We start from the raw sequence: 20,658 nt of genomic DNA, 5'->3' as shown, positions 1-20,658 counted from the left end.
GGCCCCGCCCCCCGGGGGGGCGGGGGCGGGGGGGGGGGTGCGGCGCCGGCCCCCGCGGGGGGGGGGGCCGGGGGGCCCCCCCCCCCCCCGGGGGGCCCCCCCCCCCCCCCCCCGCTCGGGCAGTCGCCCGGTACCCGGCTCAGTAGAGCTTGGCGACCGCGGTGGTGGTGGTCCGCTTGAAGGCGCGGACCGGGGCGTCGTCGAGGTCGCCGATCTGGGACCACTCGACGACGGTGACGGTCCGCCCGTCCCGGCCCACCGAGAGCAGGCGGACGTCGTTGGCGCCCCAGGACGTCTCGGTGTGCAGCCCGTGGACGCGGGCGCCCTCCTCGACGGGCAGCGCGCCGTAGCCGCGGTGGGTGGCCTCGACGTCGGGGTGCGCCTGCTCGACGCGCGTGGCGCAGGTCCGGATCTCCTGGTTCATCCGGGCGGCGAGCGCCTTCGCCTTGGCCGTGCTGCCGGTGACGATGGTCAGCTGGCGGGCGGTGGTGTCGAGGTCGGTGTGGAAGGGGCGGTAGCGGGAGTCGTAGCCCGGGAACACGTCGTCCAGGCACAGCCGCAGCTCGTCCGGGACGCCGTCGGTGACCTTGCCCGCGGTCCACGCGGAGGAGGGGTGCGGGGGCAGGTCGGCGGCCGAGAGGAACCGGGGCGAGCGGTCCGCCGCTGCGGCGGTGCCCGCGGTGGCGAGCACGGTGACGGAGGCCGTGGCGGCGAGCGCCGTGACGGCGGTGAGCGCGGCGCTGAGGCCGGCGCGGTTGCGGATGGGCATGGATCTCCCCGTTGCCGAGTGCGTGCGTGGGTGCGGTGCCGTACGGTGCCGGATGGTCACGGCGGCACCGGAAGCGGCTGCCAAGAGCATCGGCGCGGGCGGCGGCCGGGCGCAACAGCCGCCGCCGGGTTGGCCGGGGTGGAACCATCCCAGCCCTTCTGACGTGCAGGTACATGGGTGCCTGGGATGCCGTTGTGGGCCGGGACGCCCGGACGAGCGCGCGGAAGGCGGGGGTACGGTGCCGGAACGGGACGACGAGGTCGCCGGGTTCGCCCGGCTGCTGCGGGAGCTGAAGGGGCGCACGGACCGCAGCTACGGTCAGCTGGCCCGCCGTCTGGGCATGAACACCTCCACGCTGCACCGCTACTGCGCGGGCGACGCGGTCCCCCAGGACTTCGCCCCCGTGGAGCGCTTCGCCGCGCTGTGCGGGGCGACCGCGCAGGAACGCCTGGAACTGCACCGGCACTGGCTCCGCGCGGTGGAGGCGCGCCGACGGGGCAGGTCGCCGCAGCCGCCCGCGGCGGGGCACCCGGAGACGGCCGCCCCGGCCGGGGACGTGGAGACGGACCGTACGCCGGAGACGGACCGGACACCGGAGACGGACCGTACGCCGGGGACGGCCGGGGACCAGGACCTGGCCGGGGACCAGGACCTGGCCGGGGACCAGGACCTGGCCGGGGACGAGGACCTGGCCGAGGACCCTGAACCGGCCGCGAAGTCGGCCCTTGCCGGGAAGTCGGTCCCAGCAAGGAAGTCGGTCCCGGCCGGCGGGGAGCCGGCCCCGGAGTCGGCCCCGGACCCCGAACCTCGCCCCGGCCCCCGGCCCTGGTACCGACGACGCCGCCTCACCGTCACGGCGGCGGCGTCGAGCGTCCTGCTCCTGACCCTGGGCAGCCTCTCCGCCCTCACGTCGGACCGCACCCCCACCACGCAGGCGGACCCGGCCACCCCCCGATCCGGCACGAGCGCACTGCCCTTACCGCCAACCGGCGCGGACACCGCTCCCCCTTCCCCCACCTCGTCCCCTCCGCTCTCCGCTTCCCCCTCCCCCGACCGCACCGGCCCCCGCCCCTCCCCCGGGAGGAAGGGCGACCGGTCCTCCACCGCTCGACCCGCCTCCCCGGCCTCCCCCTCCGCCCCGGCCCGCGCGACGGCACCCGCCCGCGCGCCCCTCACCTGGACCGCCGACTCCCACGTGTGGACGGCGGGTTGCGCACACGACTACGTCATCGCCAAACCCCCGGCGCAGGTCCCCCCGCCGCCGGTCCCGCAGGACGCCAGGACCTGGGCGGCGACGCAGGCGGCGGTGCACGGACGGGAGACGAACGTGCGGATCACCCTTCAGGGCCGGTCGTCCACGGCGGTCGTCCTGGAGGCGCTGCGCGTGCGCGTGGTGGGCCGCACGGATCCGGTGCCGGGCAACTCCTATGCGATGAGCAGCGGTTGCGGCGGCTCGATCACGCCCCGCCACTTCGCCGTGAATCTGGACGCCGACCGCCCGATCGCGCACTCGGTGGCCGGCAGCAACGAGGGCGACCCGATCCCGGCGGTGCGGCTGCCGTACCGGGTCTCGGCCGAGGACCCGGAGGTGCTGATGGTCAACGCCCGTACGGAGAACTGCGGTTGCGCCTGGTACCTGGAGCTCGACTGGTCCTCCGCGGGCCGCACCGGCACCCTGCTCATCGATGACGCGGGCCGCCCGTTCCGTACCAGCGCGATCAAGGGCCTGCCGCGCCACGGCTACGACACCGAGGCCCGGGCGTGGGGGACGTACGTCGAGTGAGGCCGGCTCACGCCTCCCAGACGGCCGCCGCCGTGCGGTCGTCGGAGTAGCCCTTCACCCGTACCTGGGTGTCGGCGAGGAACGCGGCGAGTCCCGGCGGCTGCGGGGCCGACCAGCGCTCGGTGAGGTGGGCGGACAGGCCCGGCTCGCCGCGCAGGGGGTCGGCGAGGCCGCCGGTGCACATCAGCAGCGTGTCGCCGGGGCGGGCGACCGAGGCGCGGAAGCGGAACGGCTCGCGGGACGGGGCCGGCGCCGGTTCGTACGGGCTCGGCGGGGCCGGGATGCCCAGCTCCCGGGTGAGCCGGTCGCCCTCGGGTGTGGCGGTGGACGGCGGGCCGTGGCCGACGACGGCTTCGCCGGTGGCGTCGGTGACCTGCGGCTCGATGTCCTGCCAGGCGCCGCCGCGCAGCCGGAAGAGACCGCCCGCGCCGACGCCGAAGAAGACACGGGTGCGGCAGCCGGGGTCGGCGGGGAGCAGGAGGCAGCGCAGGGTGGCGGAGTGCCCGTCGGGGTCGAGGCCCTGTTCGGCGGCGCTCGCGCGCAGCCTGCCGAGGCTTCGGTCGGTGAGCCGGTGCAGCCCGGACTTGAGGTCGCCGCGCCGGCCGGCCCGTATGTCCTCGGTGAGCCGGGCGTGGCTGCGGCCGACGGCGCGGCCGATCCAGCGGCACAGCTCGACCGCCGCCCGGTGCGCGCCGGGCGTGGTCCGCGCGCCGGTCGCCATCGCCACCAGCACCAGCGCATCGTCGCCGGCGCCGAACCGGGCGGTGAGCAGCGCGTCGCGGCGCGGCTCGCCGCGGTAGCGGGCGGAGTCCCCGCGCACGGAGGCCGCGCGCAGAACGCAGGCGCCGTAGCGGGCGCCGTCCAGCACGGTGTCGGGGACCAGGTCGCCGAGGTCGTCGGGGTCTGCCGCGGGCAAGGCGGTGGGTTCCGGTTCGTAGGTGGGCGGTCCGGAGCCGACGTGGTGGAGGGGGCCGGGGCGGGGCGGGGGCGGGGGGTCGACGGCGGGGGCGCCGGTCGTCGAGGCGGTCGGGCCACGCGGGGTGAGGGGCGGCGACGGGTCCGCCGGCGGGGTGCGCGGTCCGGGGACGTCCGCCGTCCCGCCGCCGCTCACCGCCGTGGACGCGGACGCGAACCGGTCGTCCAGCGAGTCGGGCGTGCGCGCGGGACCCGTGTCGTCGGTGGAGTCGTCGTACAGCTGCCCCCACCAGTCGTCGGCGCGACCGGTGGGCCTTCCCCCAGGCTGGCTCATGCCGCCAATTGTCCACCGCTCGGGGCGGATGAAAACGGGGCATCCGGAAAATCCGCGCCCGCCGCCACCCACCGAACGGTCATGCGAGCGGGCCGGACTGCGGGCCGGGCCCGGGTCCGGCAGGCTGGACTGATGGGAGTGTGGGAGCTCCTGCTGGTCGGTCTGGTCATCCTGCTCGGCCTGTGCGGAGTGCTGGTGCCGGGGGTGCCCGGGGCGTGGCTGGTGTGGGCCGCGGTCCTGTGGTGGGCGCTGGAGGACCCCCGGCCGGTGGCGTGGTTCGTGCTGGTGGGCGCCACCGTCGTGCTGCTGCTGTCGGAGGCGGTGCGCTGGGCGCTGCCGCCGCGGAGGCTGCGGGCGGGCGGGGCGCCGCCGCGGATGACGGCGTACGCCGGCGCGGGCGCCCTCGTCGGCTTCTTCCTGCTGCCGGTCGTCGGCGCGATCCCCGGCTTCATGGCGGGCGTCTACCTCTCCGAGCGACGGCGCCTGGGCCGGCACGGAGAGGCACGGGCGGCGCTGCGCTCGGTGATGCGCTCGGGCGGGTCGAGCATGCTGGTGGAGCTGTTCACCTGCCTGCTGATCACGGGGGCGTGGGCCGGGGCGGTGCTGTGGGGCTGACCTCACATACCCCCCTTCGTGCCGTTCAGGACGCCCTCCAGCGTCAGCAGCCGCACCTTGCGGTCCAGGCCGCCCGCGTAGCCGGTGAGGGAGCCGTTCGCGCCGATGACCCGGTGGCAGGGGCGGACGATCAGCAGCGGGTTCGCGCCGATCGCCCCGCCGACCGCGCGCACGGCGGCCCGGGGCGCGCCGACCCGTGCGGCGATCTCGCCGTACGTCGTCGTCGCCCCGTACGGCAGCGTGTCCAGCGCCTCCCAGACCCGCTCGCGGAAGGCGGTGCCGTGGGCGCGCAGCGGCAGGTGGAACTCCTTCAACTCGCCGGCGAAGTAGGCGGCGAGCTGTTCCCGGGCCGCGCGGAAGGGCGCGGGGTCGTGCCGCCGGTCGTCGAGCGCGCCGCGGCCTGCCTTCTGGCCGGGGACGGAGACGGAGGTCAGCGCGCCGTCGGCGTCGGCGGTGAGGAGCAGCGCGCCGAGAGGGCTGTCGAGGCTCGTCCAGTAGGTCATGCGTGCTCCAGAGGTCGTGCGTGCTTCAGGTGCAGCAGGGCGTAGGAGCGCCAGGGGCGCCAGCTGTCGGGGGCGTGCGTGCCGGGCGGCGCGACGTCGGGGTCGCCGAGGGCACGGGTGCGGATGACGCCGACGGTGGCGGGGCCGAGGCCGGGCAGGGCGAGCAGCGCGTCGTGCGCCGCGTCCCGGTCGGCGCCCGGGTCCAGCCGTACGACGCCGTCGGCGAGGGCGGCGGTGAGCGCGCCCAGGGGTCCGGCGGGCTCGGCCTCGGCGAGGACGGCGGGCTCGGGGAAGAGGTGGGTGAGGGCGCCGCTGGGCGCGTCGAGGACCTTGCCGTACCGCCGTACCAGCCGCTCCGCCTCCGCGCGCCCCGCCACCGCCCGTACCGCCAGCTCCTCCGGGTCCGTCGTGCCCGGCGAGCGCAGCCCTGGCCGGGCCGCGACCAGCGGGGCGAGCCGCGGATCGGCGCCGAGCCGCTCGTCGACGGCGTACGGATCGGCGTCCAGGTCGAACAGCCGGCGCAGCCGCTGCACGGCGGTGGTGAGGTCGCGCGGGTCGGTCAGGTGCAGGCGGGCTTCGAGCCGGCCACCGCGCCGGGTGGCGGAGCCGGAGGCGCGGGAGCGTTCGCCGACGGCGACGACTCCGGTGCCGTACGGGAGGCGCAGGGTACGGCGGTAGGTGCGCGCGCCGGCCGGGCCGCGCACCTCCTCGACGCCGGGGACGGCCTCGCGCTGGAGCAGGTCGAAGACGGACGCGGCGTGGTAGGGGCCGCGGTGGGCGAGCCTGAGCGGTATCCCGGCGCCCCGGCAGTCCACGCGCCGGCTCCGGCCTCCCGGGGCGGCGGCGCGCAGGGCGGTGGGCGTCAGGCCGTACACCGCGCGGACGGTGTCGTTGAACTGCCGGACGCTGGCGAAGCCGGAGGCGAACGCGATCTGCGTGACGGGCAGGTCGGTGGTGCGCAGCAGCACGCGCGCGGTGTGCGCCCGCTGGGTGCGGGCCAGTGCCACGGGGCCGGCGCCGACTTCGGCGGTGAGCTGCCGCTGCACCTGCCGTGCGCTGTACCCGAGCCGCGCGGCGAGGCCGGCGACGCCCTCCCGGTCGATCACGCCGTCGGCGATCAGCCGCATGGCGCGGCCGACGACGTCGGCGCGGACGTTCCACTCGGCCGAGCCGGGCACGGCGTCCGGACGGCACCGCCGGCAGGCCCGGAAACCCGAGGCCTGCGCGGCGGCGGCCGTCGCGAAGAACCGCACGTTGTGCCGCCTGGGCGTCACGGCGGGGCAGCTGGGACGGCAGTAGACGCCGGTCGTGACGACGGCGAAGAAGAACACGCCGTCGAAGCGGCCGTCCCTGCTGCGCACGGCCTCGTACCTGCTGTCCTCGTCCCGCAGACGTTCCCTCACGCGTTCCAGTCTCCGCCACGGCGGGGCACGCGGCTGGCGGAAATCGGACATGGCGTTGAGGGCTCCCCGGCCACGCCCTGCGGGCCGTCACCTCCAGCCGTTGCGCTTGGCCTCCATGGCCGCACGGCCCTCGGCGCCCTTGCGCTTCCAGTCCTTGCGGATCTCGGCGCGCAGCCGGGCGTCCGTCTTGGCGACGATGCGCTGGTTCTCCCGCAACAGCTTGCGGTAGCTCTCCAGCCGCCGCACCGGAAGCTCGCCCGCTTCGATGGCGGCCCGCACCGCGCAGCCCGGCTCGGACTCGTGGGCGCAGTCGTGGAACCGGCACTCCGCGGCCAGCTCCTCGATCTCGGCGAAGACCTGCCCGACGCCGGTTCCGGCGTCCCACAGCCCCACGCCGCGCAGGCCCGGCGTGTCGATGAGCACGCCGCCGCCGGGCAGGAGCAGCAGATTGCGGGTGGTGGTGGTGTGCCGCCCCTTGCCGTCCACGTCACGGGTGGCCCGGACGTCCATCACGTCCTCGCCGAGCAGGGCGTTCGCGAGCGTGGACTTGCCTGCGCCGGACTGCCCGAGCAGCACGGAGGTGCCGTGCCCGACGACGGCGGCGAGGACGTCGAGCCCGTCCCCGTCCCGGGCGCTGACCGTGAGCACGGGCACGCCGGGCGCGCTGGTCTCGACGTCCTGGACGAGGTGCGCGAGCGTCGCCGGGTCCGGCACCAGGTCGGCCTTGGTCAGCACGACCACGGGCTGCGCCCCGGACTCCCAGGCCAGGGCGAGGAAGCGCTCGATGCGGCCGAGGTCGAGCTCGACGGCGAGGGACACGGCGACGACGGCGTGGTCGACGTTGGCGGCGAGGATCTGGCCCTCTGACCGCTGGGAGGAGGTGGAGCGCACGAAGGCGGTGCGGCGCGGGAGGTACGCGCGCACGTAGCGCGGGTTGCCGCCGGGTTCGACGGCGACCCAGTCGCCGGTGCACACGACCCGCAGGGGGTCGTGCGGGGTGACGAACGCGGTGTCGGCGCGCAGCACTCCGCCGGCGGTGACGACGTCGCACTGCCCCCGGTCGACGCGCAGGACCCGCCCGGGCAGCAGCCCGTCGGAGGCGTACGGGGCGAACTCGGCCGCCCAGGCGTCGTCCCAGCCGTAGGGGGCGAGGACGGAGGAAACGGTGGTGGAAGACCACGAGGACAACAGGGTGACCCTTCGGAAGGGGCGGCCCCGGCGTGAAGGAAGTCGAGGAAGGTCAGCCGGCGGCCACGGAGGTGGACGTGAGGAGTTCCTGGATGCGGGCAGCGCCCGGCGCAGTGACAGCCATCGGTCGACACCTCCTGTTCTTCACTCGGATCTGTTCTCGCTCGAAACGTGAGGGCCTCACGGGAGACGCGAGGGCCTCACGCGAAGTCGGTGCCCAGCCTAGAGCGGCGCCCGCGCGGGGCGCCACCGAATATTCAGGAGCGGGCGTGCACGGGTCGGCCCTTGCGGCGGGCCCTCATGGGCGGACGTTCACGACGTCGCGCACACCCGCCCGTTCAGCGTGAAGTCGTACGCCGGGGAGTTGGCGCCCTTCCAGGAGGCGAGGAAGCCGAGGGACAGGGCGCCGCCCTCGGGAACCGCCTTGTTGTAGTCGGCGGCGCGGGCCGTGACGTCGGCGCCGGTCTGGGTGAAGGTCGCGTCCCACATCTGGTTGACGTGCTGGCCGTCGCGGAAGGTCCAGCCGACGCGCCAGTCGTCCAGGGCGCGGTCGGTGGTGATCTTCACGGTGGCCTGGAAGCCGTCGGGCCACTGGCCGACCAGGCGGTAGTCGGCCCGGCAGGACGCCGCCGGGGTGGGCGTGGGGGTCGGTGTCGGCGTCGGCCCGGGTGTGGTGGGGCGGGCGCCCTGGGGTGCGGGGGCGGGCGTCCCCGGCCGTGCACCGGACGGCGAGGGCCGGGCGGGGGTGCTCTCCTCGGCCGGCGACGACCACGGGTCGGCCACCGGCTGGCGGTCGGCGGTGTCGCCGGGAGGCGCCGCCTCGTCCGCGGGGTCGCCGGACGGCACCAGGGTGACGGCGAGGGCCAGCACGGAGACCAGGACGGCGGCGACCAGGAGACCGTTGCGCAGCACCCGTGTGCGGCCGGTGCCGCCCTGGAGGGGGCTGCCGTCGTCCTGGTCGGGGCGGCCGGCGCCGAGGCGGACGTCGGCCGCCCGGCGGCGGCGTTCAAGGTAGGCGAGGCCGCCCCAGCCGACGACGCCGGTGGCGAGCGCGCCGGGCAGGCCGCCGCCGTGCAGCCGCAGGCAGGCCGCCGTCTCCCCGCAGCTCAGGCACTGGGCGAGGTGCCGGGAGAGGTCGTCGGGGGTCTCGGTGACCGGGGAGCGGGTGACCGCGTCGAGCAGCCGGGCATATCTGCCGCACTCGGGGTCCATCGGGGTGTCGAGGTGATTGCGCAGGCACCGGTCCCGGAACAGGCCGCGCACGTCGGCCAGTTCGTCCGCGGCGACCTCGGGGGCGAGGCCGAGGCGGCGGGCCGCGACGGGCAGCGGCAGGGCCTCCACCTCGGTCAGCCACAGCAGTTCCGCGTCGGCGGCCTGCATGTCGCGCAGGGCGCGCAGCGCGAGCGGGCGACGCGACGGAGGGCCGGTGAAGCGGGCGGCCTGCTCGGAGCCCAGCCACAGCCGCAGCTCCGGGTCGAGCCGGTGGCCCTCGCCCCGGTCCTCCCAGTCGGCCGCCGTGGTGCGGACGGCCGTCAGCAGCAGGGGGATCCGGGGCAGCCGGGCGGCACGCCGGCCCGCGCCGCGCGGTGCGGCGGCGTCGGCGGCGCGCAGTTGCCGCATCCCGTGCGCGAACGCCTCCCGGGCGAGCCGGGTCGCCGCGGCGGACCCGGACGTGCACAGGTCGGCGTACGAGAGCACCGTGTCCCAGCACTCGGTGAACAGCGCGGCCTCGGTCGCGTCCCGGGGCGTCGGCAGGTCGGGCATCGGTCTCCTGCATCCACATGCGAGGTCACCTGCGAGGTCAACTCACCATAAGGCCATGGGAGTTGAGGCGACCTCGGAGTGGTGCACGAGCCTTTCACGGGCTCGCCACGACTGACAAGCGACGTTTTCGAACCCACCGCTCGTCCGACGGGTGCCCCCGAATCCGCGTTTCATTCCCGAGGGATCGGACCTCCGCGGGCGTCCCGGGGGCCGCGCCGTCCGCCGGCCCCTCGGCCGGCGCCCCGGCGCTTCAGACCTCCACCGGCTCCTCCGCCGACAGGCTGTCCATGAAGGAGCTGACCGAGAACACCGCGCGGCCGGGGCCGGGCGGGCCGTAGCCGGGCGGGGAGGTGAGGCCGAAGTCGTCCATGGTGGCGCGGTAGGCCTCCAGCAGGCGGATGTGGTACTCCAGCGGCGCGCCCTGCGGGTTGGCCTTGCCCAGCGGGGTGGTGGGCTCGGGGCACCAGGTGGTGAACCGGGGCGTGATGCCGTGCGACATGAAGAAGCGCAGGCCCTCGGTGGTCGACGCGATGGCCTCGTCGACGGTGGTGAAGCCGAAGGGCTCGGCCATCTCCACGCCGGCGACGAAGTTGGGGATGACGTTGCGCGGGCCGAAGACCTCCGCCGAGTCAAGGATGCGCCGGTGCCACTCGTCGCGGCCGACGTAGCGCTCCTTGCCGGGGCAGTACAGCTCGAACAGACGGCGGTCCCACACCTCGTAGTTGGGGTGGTAGATCTGCACGCCGTAGTCCTTGAACCGCTGGACGTCGTCCCTGGGCAGCGCCTGCGCGACGACCTTGCCGATCCAGCGGCCGGGGAAGCGCTCCTCGATGGCCTTGGCGTAGTGGCCGTAGAAGTCGGCCTCGTCGCGCCCGGCGACGGTCTTGGTGATCGCGCCGCCGGTGAGCGTGTAGGCGGTGGACGTCCTCTGGGTGTCGTACCGGTCGATGATCTCCAGCGCCTCCAGGACCTCCTCGACGTCCTTGACGCCGGTGTAGGGGCGTCCGGCGGCCTTGTGCTGGCGCCAGTTGTGGTTGATGTCGCAGTACTGGCACTCCTCCTTGGCGCCGAAGTACTGGCACACCCGGAAGACGGTGAGGTAGATCAGGTAGCCCCACTGGATGGTGGGGGCCACCTCCATGACCGACTTCCCGTTGGAGAGCGTGTGCCGGTAGTACTCCGGCATCGGGGGCACGCCGACGTCGGAGATCCGCCGGCCGTCGAGGTAGAGGCCGAGCATGCCGTCCTCGTCGGCGGCGACGCGGTACGGGGAGGACGGGTTCACGCGCACGGAGACGACCGTGCGGCGCAGGTCGTAGGGGCCGCCCGTGAGGATGATCTCCTCGGGCGGGCGGCGCAGCGCGGCCTCGCCCAGCTCCGGGAGGGTGCCGTGGTCGAAGGAGAAGATGAAGTACGACTTCGGCTTGACCTCGCCGCCCTCGTTGTCGCTCAGCGCGGAGGGATCGAAGGCCACGCCCCCGCGAAGGAGGTCCTCCTTGAAGACGGCCTCCCGGGGAACGTGCGGGAAGCGCTCCATCAGATCCTCGACGAGCGCGGTGCGGCTGCCCATCCGTGTTCTCCTCCCTGGTCCGGCGTTCGACTCCTCACGGTATGCCCCGCGCCTCCACGGGCGTGCAGCCGGGTCACCCCTGACACCCGTCGACGATCCTGACACATGTCGTCAGGGTCGTCAGATGGGCAGGCGGGACGACATCGTGGCGGCGGCCGTCGAGGTCTTCGGGCGGCACGGCTTCCGGCACACCTCGATGGACCTGGTCGCACGGGCCGCCGGGGTGTCCCGGCCCGCGCTCTACCAGTACTTCCGCAACAAGCAGGACGTGTTCGCCGCGGTCACGGAGCACACGGCCGCCCCGGCGCGCCCGCGAGGCGGAGGGGGACCTCGCCGACCGGGTCCACGGGGTGCCGCGGGTCGAGCTCGACGCGGGCGGCGGCGAGGGCTGGGGCGCGCAGGCGCGCCACCGGCAGGAGCCGGTCGCGGACGCCCCGGCGGGGACCGGCCGCGCGGACGACCGGCTGGTCGACGTCCTCGCCCGGCTGCTGGCCGAGGAGTCCGCGGCGCCCGACCCGCGGGAGACGGCCGTCGCCCTGCTCGCCTCGACCGCCGGCACCGGCCGCTCGGAGGGCGCCCCGGACGTCCTGCGCCGACGGCCGCGCCGCCTGGTCGGCCTGGTCGTGGCGGGCCTGCCGCCCGCCGACCGCTCCTGATCGCCCGCCCCGGACGTGATCTGCGTCATCTCGGCCGCCCGCGCCCTCACCGCGGTGATTAGCTGAGCCCGGCCATCCACCTCATTTCCTTCCGAAAGGGCGACCGCATGACCGAGACCGCCGAGGCCGGCCCCGTGCGCAACTGGGCGGGCAACATCACGTACACCGCCAAGGAGCTGCACCGTCCGCGCACGGCCGACGCGCTGCGGGCGCTCGTCGCGGGGAGCGACCGGGTGCGGGTCCTGGGCAGCGGGCACTCGTTCAACGAGATAGCCGAGCCCGGCCCCGGCGGCGTGCTGGTCGCGCTCGACGCCCTGCCGCCCGTCGTCGACGTCGACGCGCGGGCCCGTACGGTCCGGGTGTCCGCCGGGGTGCGGTACGCCGAGCTGGCCCGCCGGGTCCACGCGCACGGGTTCGCGCTGCCCAACATGGCCTCCCTCCCGCACATCTCGGTCGCCGGCTCGGTGGCCACCGGCACGCACGGCTCGGGCGTCGGCAACGGCCCGCTGTCCGACGCCGTGCGCGAGGTCGAGCTGGTGACCGCCGACGGCACGACCGTGACGATCGCCCGCGGCGACGGGCGGTTCGGCGGCGCGGTCACCTCCCTGGGCGCGCTCGGCGTCGTCACCGCGCTCACCCTCGACCTGCTGCCCGCCTTCGACGTCGAGCAGCGCGTCTACACCGAACTCCCCCTGGAGGGCCTCGACTTCGAGACGGTGATGGCGGCGGCGTACAGCGTCAGCCTGTTCACCGACTGGCGTGAGCCGGGCTTCCGGCAGGTGTGGGTCAAACGCCGCACCGACCAGCCGGAGACCGGCTTCCCCTGGGCGGCGCCCGCGACGACGCCGCAGCACCCGGTGCCGGGCATGCCCGCCGTCAACTGCACGGAGCAGTCCGGCCTGCCGGGTCCCTGGCACGAGCGGCTGCCGCACTTCCGGGCGGAGTTCACCCCGAGCAGCGGCGAGGAGCTGCAGTCCGAGTACCTGATGCCCCGCGAGCACGCCCTGGACGCGCTGCACGCGCTCGACGCGATCCGCGCGCAGGTGGCGCCCGTGCTGCAGACCTGCGAGGTGCGCACCATCGCGGGCGACGCCCAGTGGCTGAGCCCGAGTCACGGCCGGGACAGCGTGGCCGTCCACTTCACCTGGATCGCGGACACCGCGGCGGTTCTGCCCGCGGTGCGCCGGGTGGAGGCGGCGCTGGACGCGTTCGACGCGCGCCCGCACTGGGGCAAGGTGTTCACCGTGCCGGGGGCTGTGCTGCGGGAGCGGTATCCGCGCTGGGCCGACTTCCGGGCGCTGGCCCGCGAACTGGACCCGCGCGGCACGTTCGCCAACGACTTCGTGCGGGCGGTCCTGGACGACTGAGACGGCCGGGACGCCGACCCCGTACACCCGCCCCCAGCACCCGGCCCCCCTTTCTCCACCCCCTTTCCTAAGCCCTTGTCGAAAGCCGCCGCAGACCATAGCCTTGCGCCGCGCCGGTGCCGGACCCCGCTCCCGCACCGGCCGGACCGAAGGGATGGGGACCCGGTGAAGCGCACCTCACGCGACATCCGCACCGCGAACCGCTACGAGGTGCTGCGCCAGATCATCGCCGCGTCGCCCACCTCCCGGCAGGAGCTGGCCGCGGCGACCGGGCTGAGCCTCGCCACGGTGGCCACGCTCGTCGGTGAGCTGCTCGAACTGGGCATGATCACCGAGGTCGGCTTCGAGGACTCGGCGGGCGGCCGGCCGCGCGGACTCGTCGCCGTGAACGCGCCGGGGGGCGCGCTGATCGGCGTCGACATCGCGGAGACGTACGTCCATGTCGAGCTGTTCGACCTCGCGCTGAACGTCCTCGCCCGCGCCGACGAGGACATGCGCCCCGGAGAGAGCCGCCCCGAGCAGGTGGTCGGCCATGTCGCCGCCGCCGTCGGCTCGGTGGTGGCGCAGGCGGGGGTGGAGGGCACGCGGGTGCTGGGCGTCGGGGTGAGCGTGCCGGGCCAGGTGGACCGCGACAGCGGCGTCTCCGCGTACGCGCCCAACTGGGACTGGCACGACGTGCCCCTGCTCGACCTGCTCGCCGAGCACATCGCCTACCCGCTGTATCTCGACAACCCCCTGCGAGCCTGCGCCGTCGCCGAGTTGTGGTTCGGGGCGGCGCGTGGGCGCGGGGACGCCGTCGTGGTCAACCTCGGCACCGGCGTGGGCGCCGGACTCGTGCTCGGCGGAGGGGTGCACCGGGGCGTCAGCAACAGCGCCGGCGAGTGGGGCCACACCACCCTGGTGCTGGACGGGCGGCTGTGCCACTGCGGCAACCACGGCTGCGTGGAGACGTACGTCGGCGCGCCCGGCATCATGCTCAACCTGCGCGAACTGAGCCCGGGGAGCGCCCTGTTGCACCCCGAGGACCAGACCGCCACCATCGACGCGCTGGCCCGCGCGGTCGCCGCGGGCGATCCGGTGGCCGTCGACGTCGTCAGGAGCACCGCCCGTTACCTGGGCGCCGGGATCGCCGACCTGGTCAACCTGTTCAACCCGGAGGTGGTCGTGCTCAGCAGCTGGGTGGCGGCCACGCTGGGCGAGCCGCTGCTCGCCGAGGTGCGCGAGGCCGTCGCCCGGCGCGCGCTGCACCGCCCGCTGGCGGCCACCGAGATCGTGCTCTCCCCCATCCCCACCGACCCCGTGTCGCTGGGCGCGGCGACGTTCGCCCTGGAGGGGGCGCTGCAGTCGGGCGGCCGGCGGACGGCACGGCGCGCGGCTCGGGCGTAGCACCGGCCGCTCGCCGGGCACGGGTTCGTCACGTCCGGTGCGCCGTACGTGACGGTCCGCTTGCAACAGACTTCGTCCGACCCCTTGCCGAAGCCTTATTCGAAGGTTAACGTCCCGCACCGCACTGCGAGTTCGGGCCGTAGCCGTACGACAGACAAGGACGTCAGATGTCGGCACACCGCAACAGCACCTGGAACAGCAGCCCTTGGAACCCCCTGACCGGGAATCGCGGCACGGGGAACCCCAGCACCGGGAACCCCGCCGCCTGGAACCGCCGCTCCGTGCTCCGCGCCGCGATGGGATTGGCCGCGGCCGGCGGGCTGTCGGCGTGCGGCGGCAACAACGGGCGCGGCGGCGGGTCGGGTTCGGGCACGAACCTCGTGCAGTACTTCCACGCGTACGGCGAGGCGGGCACCGAGCAGGCCATCAAGCGGTACGCCAAGGCCTACGACCGGGCGAACGTCGGCACCCAATGGATCACCGGCGCGAACTTCGAGAGCAAACTGTTCTCCGCGCTGCTCACCGACAACGCGCCGGACGTCTTCGAGTTCCACCCGCAGATCCAGCTCGTCAGAAGCGGTCAGGTCGCCGACCTCACCGACCTGGTCGAGCCGGTGAAGGACGACTTCAACCAGGCCGACATCGCCTCGCACACCATCGACGGCAAGATCTGGGGCGTCCGCATGATCGACGACCCGCAGTTCTTCTACTACCGCAGGTCGATGCTGGAGGAGGCGGGCATCGAACCGCCCGCGACGCTGGACGAGTTGGTCGAGGCGGCGGCGAAGCTCACCACCGACAAGGTCAAGGGCGTCTTCCTCGGCAACTCCGTCACCCCCGTGATGAATCCGCTGATCTGGTCGACGGGCGCCGACACCCTCGACGAGGGCAACCGGATCGCGTACCACACGGACGCCGTGGCCGAGGGCCTCGGGAAGCTGCGGTCGATGTTCGCGGACGGCCATCTGCTGCTGGACGCGCCGGCCGACTGGTGGGACCCGTCGGCGCTCACCCAGGGCCTGACGGCGATCCAGTGGTGCGGCATGTGGGCGATGCCGGTGATCCAGAAGGCGCTCGGGGACGACGTCGGCATCATCCCGTTCCCGACGGCGGCGCAGGGCGGCCGGCCGTCCGTGACCAACGGCGGCTGGTCGATGTTCGTCAACGCCAAGTCCGAGCACGTCGACGAGGCGAAGGAGTACGTGAAGTGGCTGTGGATCGACCAGAAGGAGTACCAGGAGGACTGGGCGCTGTCGTACGGCTTCCACATCCCGCCGCGGACCTCGCTCGCCGAGTCCGCCGAGAAGCTGAAGTCGGGCCTGGCCGCCGAGGGCGTACGGCTGTTCAACGAGTTCGGCCACTTCGACAACCCCGCCTGGACCCAGGCGATGATCGTCGCCCTGGAGGGCGTGGTCGCCGACACGGTGCGCAAGGGCGGTGACCCGGAGGCGGCGCTGGACAAGGCCGACACGACGGTGAACCGCGAGCTGAAGAAGCTGTTCGGATAGGCCGGCGGACGGACGCCATGTCGACCTCCGAGACCGCGGAGACCTCCGCGAACGCCAAGTCCCCCAAGTCCCCCAGGACCCCTGAGACCACCCGGCGCGCCTATCCCACCGGCACCGCCGTCCGCGGCCGCACCCTCAGTTTCTGGCTCTTCACCGGTCCGTTCCTCCTGGGCCTGGTGATCTTCGTCTACGTCCCGATCGGCTGGAGCGCCTACCTCTCGTTCTTCGAGGCCCGCTACACGGTCACCCCCAGCGACTTCGCCGGCCTCGACAACTACCGCCACATGCTGACGAACGACAGGTTCACCGAGTCGCTCGTCACGTTCACCGTCTTCGCGGCCATCGTCGTGCCGGTCACCTGGGCCCTCTCCCTCGGCCTGGCGCTGATGGTGCACCGGCTGCGCTTCCTGCGGGCCTTCTTCCGCTCGGTGTTCTTCCTGCCGACCGCGGTCAGCTTCGTCGCCGCCTCGCTGATCTGGAAGATGTCCATCTTCAGCGGCGTCCGCTTCGGCCTCGCCAACACCGTCCTGAGCTGGTTCGGCGTCGAGAACATCGCCTGGCTGGCCGACCCCAGCCCGCCCTGGTACTGGCTGGTCATCGTCACCGTACGGCTCTGGCTCCAGGCAGGCTTCTACATGATCCTGTTCCTCGCCGCCCTGCAGAACATCCCGCCGGAGCTGTACGAGGCCGCCGCGATCGACGGGGCGAAGCCCGGCCGGCAGACGTTCTGGTACGTCACCCTGCCCCAGCTGCGGGCCACGTCCACCGCCGTGATCCTGCTGCTGCTCGTCGCGGCGTACCAGGCCTTCGACGAGTTCTTCAACCTGCTCGCCAAGACGACGTGGGGCCGGCCGCCGCTGGTCGAGCTGTACTACACGGCTCTGGGCGAGAACCAGGACTACGGCGCCGGCAGCGCGGGCGCGATGATCCTGACCCTGCTGATCTGCGTGGTCACCCTGCTCCAGGGCCGGATCATGGGCTTCGGCCGCGCGGAGGAGACCAGATGACCGCCACCGGACCAAGCACGGGACCGAGCACGGGACCGACCGCCGGACCAGCACCCGGGCCCGTCACCGGACCGACCGCCGGACCGACCGCCAAGCCCTCCGCCGGTGCCCCGCGGCGGATCCGGCGCGGCGGCGGCGTCCTCGCCTCCACCGGCCTCTACGCCGCCACCTGCGTCGCCGCCCTCCTCTTCCTCGTTCCCTTCTACCTGATCGTCCGCAACGCCCTGTCCACGGACGCCGAGATCACCGGGGAGAACTGGAAGCTGTTCCCCACCGACGTCCAGTGGGGCAACATCGGCGAGCTGTTCGACGACCCGACGGTCCCGTTCGCCCGCTCGCTGTGGAACAGCGCGGTCGTCGGCGTGCTGCACACGGCCGGCACGCTGCTGGTCTGCTCGCTGGCCGGCTACGGGCTGGCGAGGATTCCCTACCGGCACGCCGACAGGATCTTCTACGCCGTTCTGGTGACGCTGATGGTGCCGACGGCGGTCACCTTCGTGCCCAGTTTCGTGCTGGTGTCGTCACTCGGGTGGGTGTCGAGCCTGCGCGGACTGGTCATACCGGGGCTGTTCAGCGGTTTCACCTGCTTCCTCTTCCGGCAGTACTTCCTGGGGTTTCCCAAGGAACTGGAGGAGGCGGCGCGGATGGACGGACTCGGCTACTGGGGCGCGTACTGGCGCATCGTCGTGCCGAACTCGCTGAACTTCTTCGCCGCCATGGCCACCATCACCTTCATCAGCGGCTGGAACGCCTTCCTGTGGCCGCTGGTCATCGGCCAGGACGAGGAGTTCTGGACGGTGCAGGTGGCGCTGTCCTCGTACATGACCAACCAGACCGTGAACTTCCATCTGATCTTCATGGCCACCGCCATCTCGATCCTGCCCCTGGTCCTCGTGTTCCTGTTCCTCCAGCGCTGGCTGGTGCAGGGCGTCGCACAGACCGGCATCAAGGGCTGAACAAGGAGACCGATGTCTTTGCGCACCACGGGCCACTACGTCGAGGACGTGTCCCCGGGCCGCGGGGTCCTGCCGCCCCGCGCCCGGTACGCGTCCTCGGACGCCGCCTCCCTGTCCCTGAACGGCGACTGGCTCTTCCGGCTGTCGCCGACGGCCGACGCCGAGGACGAGTCGTTCGCCCAGGAGGGGTACGACGCCGCGGACTGGGCGCGGGTGACCGTGCCCGGCCACTGGGTCCTCCAGGGCGACGGGGCGTTCGGCGGGCCCGTCTACACCAACCACCTCTACCCCTTCCCCGTCGACCCGCCGCGCGTCCCGACCGAGAACCCCACCGGCGACCACCTGCGCGTCTTCGACCTGCCGCCCGACTGGCCGGCGTCCGGCGGCGACGCGGTGCTGCGGTTCGACGGCGTGGAGTCCTGCGCGCGGGTCTGGCTGAACGGCACGGAGCTGGGCGGGTTCACGGGCTCGCGGCTGCCGCACGAGTTCGCCGTCGGGCGGTTGCTGAGGCCGGCCGGGAACGTCCTCGCGGTCCGGGTCCACCAGTGGTCGGCGGGCTCGTACCTGGAGGACCAGGACCAGTGGTGGCTGCCGGGCATCTTCCGGGACGTCACCCTGCTGCACCGCCCGGCGGACTGCGCGGGCGACTTCTTCGTGCACGCGTCGTACGACCACCTGACCGGCGAGGGCACGCTGCGCGTCGACTCCGAGGCGGCCGGCCGGGTCACGGTGCCCGAGCTGGGCGTCGACGTGGCGACCGGGGAGGCGGTGACGGTCCCGGTGCGGCCGTGGACGGCGGAGACGCCGAGGCTGTACGACGCCGTACTGGACACCGGCGGCGAGCGGGTGCCGCTGCGGATCGGCTTCCGGACGGTCGCCCTGGAGGACGGCCTGATCAAGGTCAACGGCAGGCCGCTGCTGTTCAAGGGCGTCAACCGGCACGAGTGGCACCCCGAGCGGGGGCGCGCCCTGGACCTGGAGACGATGCGGACGGACGTGCTGCTGATGAAGCGGCACAACGTCAACGCCGTGCGGACGTCGCACTATCCCCCGCATCCGGCGTTCCTGGATCTGTGCGACGAGTACGGCCTGTGGGTGATCGACGAGTGCGATCTGGAGACCCACGGCTTCACCGAGCAGGGCTGGCGGGACAACCCGGTCGACGACGACGCCTGGACGCCGGCGCTGCTGGACCGCGCGGCGCGGATGGTGGAGCGGGACAAGAACCATCCGTCGGTGATCATCTGGTCGCTGGGCAACGAGGCCGGGACGGGCCGGGGCCTGACGGCGATGGCCCAGTGGATCCGGGCCCGCGACTCCTCCCGCCCGATCCACTACGAGGGCGACGCCACCTGCCGTGACACCGACATGTACTCGCGGATGTACCCCTTCCACGAGGAGGTCGAGCGCATCGCCCGCGGACTGGACGGCGGACCGCGGGGACGCCGCGAACTGCCCCTGATCCTCTGCGAGTACGCCCACGCGATGGGCAACGGCCCCGGCGGCCTGGCCGACTACCAGCGCCTGTTCGAGTCGTACGACCGGCTCCAGGGCGGCTTCGTCTGGGAGTGGATCGACCACGGCGTCCGCCACCCGGAGCTGGAATTCGCGTACGGCGGCGACTTCGGCGAGGAGTTGCACGACGGCAACTTCGTCTGCGACGGCCTGGTGTTCCCGGACCGTGCTCCCTCCCCCGGCCTGGTCGAGTACAAGAAGGTGATCGAGCCCGTCCGCATGGAGGGCGACGGTGCGACGGGCACGGTGCGGGTGCGCAACGCGTACGACTTCGCCGACCTGTCGGCGCTGTCGTTCGAGTGGTCGTTCCAGGTGGACGGCGAGACGGTGGACTCGGGACCGCTGTCGGTGCCGCTGCTGGGCCCCGGCGAGTCGGCGGAGGTGAAACTGCCGCCGGCGCCGTCGCCGGGGGGCGACGGGGAGCGGCAGTGGCTGGTGCGGGCGGTGCTGGCGCAGGACGCGCTGTGGGCGGAGCGGGGCCACGAGGTGGCGTGGGCGCAGCTCCCGGCCACGGACCGGCGTCCGGCGACGGCCCGGCGACCGGTCACCGTGGCGGCGACCGCCCGCCCGGCCCGCGTCGGCGGCCTGATCCATCTGGGCCCGGGATCGTCCTTCGACGCCCGCACCGGCGCCCCGCGCACCCTCGCCGGTGTGCCCGTCACGGGGCTGCGCCTGGACGTGTGGCGGGCGACGACCGACAACGACGACGGCGCCCCCTGGCAGCCGGACGCACGCTACGGGCTGCTCTGGCGCAAACTGGGCCTGCACCGGATGCGGCACCGGCTGGACGCCGTGGAGACGGACGAGGGCGCGCTGACCGTGCGGACGCGGGTGGCGCCGGCCGGGACGGAGGCGGGGCTGCGGACGACGTACCGCTGGACGTCGGACGGCGAACGGCTGAGGCTGGCGGTGTCGGTGACCCCGGAGGGCGAGTGGAGGCTGCCCCTGCCGCGGCTGGGCGTGCGCTTCGGGCTCGACGCGGCGGACGCGGTGACGTGGTTCGGCGGGGGTCCGGGCGAGGGCTACCCGGACACCAAGTCGGCGACGCGGCTGGGCCGTTGGACGTCCACGGTGGACGCCCTGCAGACCCCGTACGTGCGCCCGCAGGAGAACGGCGCCCGCCCCGACGTGCGGTGGGCGGAGCTGGGCGGCCTGCGCGTCCAGGGCGACCCGGAGTTCTGGCTCACGGCCCGCCGCTGGACCACGGAGGAACTGGACGCGGCGACCCACCGCACGGACCTGGCCCCCGGCGACACGGTGTGGGTCAACCTCGACCACGGCCTGATGGGCATCGGCTCCCAGTCCTGCGGGCCGGGCGTGCTGCCCCGGTACCGACTGCGCGCCGAGCCGACGGAGTTCGCCTTCGTGTTCTCGCCCGCGGACGCCTGACACCCGACCCGGTACGCGGGCGACCGCCCC

The 20,658-nt window shown here is 74.0% G+C and carries 16 protein-coding genes and 1 pseudogene; 10 read left to right on the top strand and 7 right to left on the bottom strand.

All coding sequences use genetic code 11. The annotated features are described in order from the left end of the window. Window positions 1-139: 139 nt before the first annotated feature. The gene (locus tag ABZY13_RS20570; protein WP_356632695.1) at window positions 140-769 is read right to left on the bottom strand and encodes a hypothetical protein; all 630 of its coding nucleotides are present in this window, start codon (window positions 767-769) and stop codon (window positions 140-142) included. 238 nt (window positions 770-1,007) lie between these two features. Between ABZY13_RS20570 and ABZY13_RS20565 the strand changes: the two genes are divergently transcribed. Further along, a complete protein-coding gene (locus ABZY13_RS20565; protein WP_356632693.1) occupies window positions 1,008-2,552 on the top strand; it encodes a helix-turn-helix domain-containing protein in 1,545 nt (514 codons plus the stop codon). A gap of 7 nt (window positions 2,553-2,559) precedes the next feature. On the opposite strand, the gene ABZY13_RS20560 is transcribed toward ABZY13_RS20565, so the two are convergent. Next, window positions 2,560-3,801 (bottom strand): protein phosphatase 2C domain-containing protein, encoded by a 1,242-nt coding sequence (locus ABZY13_RS20560; RefSeq protein ID WP_356632691.1) that lies wholly within the window; start codon window positions 3,799-3,801, stop codon window positions 2,560-2,562. Window positions 3,802-3,933: 132 nt separating this feature from the next. On the opposite strand from ABZY13_RS20560, the gene ABZY13_RS20555 reads away from it, so the two are divergent. After that, window positions 3,934-4,416, top strand: a complete 483-nt coding sequence (locus ABZY13_RS20555) for a DUF456 domain-containing protein (RefSeq protein WP_356632689.1) — start codon at window positions 3,934-3,936, stop codon at window positions 4,414-4,416. Between the two features lie 2 nt (window positions 4,417-4,418). Here the strand turns inward: ABZY13_RS20555 and ABZY13_RS20550 are convergent, their stop codons facing one another. From ABZY13_RS20550 to ABZY13_RS20530, 5 genes are all read right to left on the bottom strand, one after another. After that, complete coding sequence (locus ABZY13_RS20550) at window positions 4,419-4,919, bottom strand: methylated-DNA--[protein]-cysteine S-methyltransferase (protein ID WP_356632687.1); 501 nt, start codon at window positions 4,917-4,919, stop codon at window positions 4,419-4,421. Continuing rightward, window positions 4,916-6,310, bottom strand: coding sequence for an AlkA N-terminal domain-containing protein (locus ABZY13_RS20545; protein WP_356632701.1), 1,395 nt, complete (start codon window positions 6,308-6,310; stop codon window positions 4,916-4,918). The genes ABZY13_RS20550 and ABZY13_RS20545 overlap by 4 nt, the downstream gene beginning before the upstream one ends. Window positions 6,311-6,409: 99 nt before the next feature. Further along, a complete protein-coding gene (gene rsgA, locus ABZY13_RS20540) occupies window positions 6,410-7,510 on the bottom strand; it encodes a ribosome small subunit-dependent GTPase A (RefSeq protein ID WP_356632685.1) in 1,101 nt (366 codons plus the stop codon). Between the two features lie 312 nt (window positions 7,511-7,822). Further along, a complete protein-coding gene (locus ABZY13_RS20535; RefSeq protein ID WP_356632683.1) occupies window positions 7,823-9,274 on the bottom strand; it encodes a cellulose-binding domain-containing protein in 1,452 nt (483 codons plus the stop codon). Window positions 9,275-9,524: 250 nt separating this feature from the next. After that, window positions 9,525-10,844: a radical SAM protein gene (locus ABZY13_RS20530; protein WP_356632681.1), complete on the bottom strand. Its 1,320-nt coding sequence runs from the start codon at window positions 10,842-10,844 to the stop codon at window positions 9,525-9,527. A gap of 124 nt (window positions 10,845-10,968) precedes the next feature. Here ABZY13_RS20530 and ABZY13_RS20525 point away from each other — a divergent pair. The 8 genes and pseudogenes from ABZY13_RS20525 to ABZY13_RS20490 all read left to right on the top strand — a co-directional run. Then, window positions 10,969-11,115: pseudogene (locus ABZY13_RS20525) on the top strand (helix-turn-helix domain-containing protein); the annotation flags it as partial. A 79-nt stretch (window positions 11,116-11,194) separates the two neighbouring features. Further along, window positions 11,195-11,500, top strand: a complete 306-nt coding sequence (locus tag ABZY13_RS20520) for a hypothetical protein (RefSeq protein ID WP_356632703.1) — start codon at window positions 11,195-11,197, stop codon at window positions 11,498-11,500. Window positions 11,501-11,607: 107 nt separating this feature from the next. After that, window positions 11,608-12,867 (top strand): FAD-binding protein, encoded by a 1,260-nt coding sequence (locus ABZY13_RS20515; protein ID WP_356632679.1) that lies wholly within the window; start codon window positions 11,608-11,610, stop codon window positions 12,865-12,867. Window positions 12,868-13,032: 165 nt separating this feature from the next. Beyond that, complete coding sequence (locus ABZY13_RS20510; RefSeq protein WP_356632677.1) at window positions 13,033-14,253, top strand: ROK family transcriptional regulator; 1,221 nt, start codon at window positions 13,033-13,035, stop codon at window positions 14,251-14,253. 296 nt (window positions 14,254-14,549) lie between these two features. Beyond that, window positions 14,550-15,761, top strand: a complete 1,212-nt coding sequence (locus ABZY13_RS20505) for a sugar ABC transporter substrate-binding protein (RefSeq protein WP_356632699.1) — start codon at window positions 14,550-14,552, stop codon at window positions 15,759-15,761. Between the two features lie 17 nt (window positions 15,762-15,778). Beyond that, window positions 15,779-16,768 (top strand): sugar ABC transporter permease, encoded by a 990-nt coding sequence (locus ABZY13_RS20500; protein WP_356632675.1) that lies wholly within the window; start codon window positions 15,779-15,781, stop codon window positions 16,766-16,768. Beyond that, window positions 16,765-17,724 carry an ABC transporter permease subunit gene (locus ABZY13_RS20495; RefSeq protein ID WP_356632673.1) on the top strand — a complete coding sequence of 320 codons (960 nt, stop codon included), beginning with the start codon at window positions 16,765-16,767 and terminating at the stop codon, window positions 17,722-17,724. The genes ABZY13_RS20500 and ABZY13_RS20495 overlap by 4 nt, the downstream gene beginning before the upstream one ends. Window positions 17,725-17,736: 12 nt before the next feature. Further along, entirely contained in the window at window positions 17,737-20,628 is a 2,892-nt protein-coding gene (locus ABZY13_RS20490) for a glycoside hydrolase family 2 TIM barrel-domain containing protein (RefSeq protein ID WP_356632671.1), read from the top strand. Window positions 20,629-20,658 lie beyond the last annotated feature (30 nt).

The sequence above is a fragment of the Streptomyces sp. NPDC006610 genome (assembly GCF_040611575.1).
In the GTDB taxonomy this organism is placed as follows: Bacteria; Actinomycetota; Actinomycetes; order Streptomycetales; family Streptomycetaceae; genus Streptomyces.
This window is presented reverse-complemented; position numbering and strand designations above follow the sequence as displayed.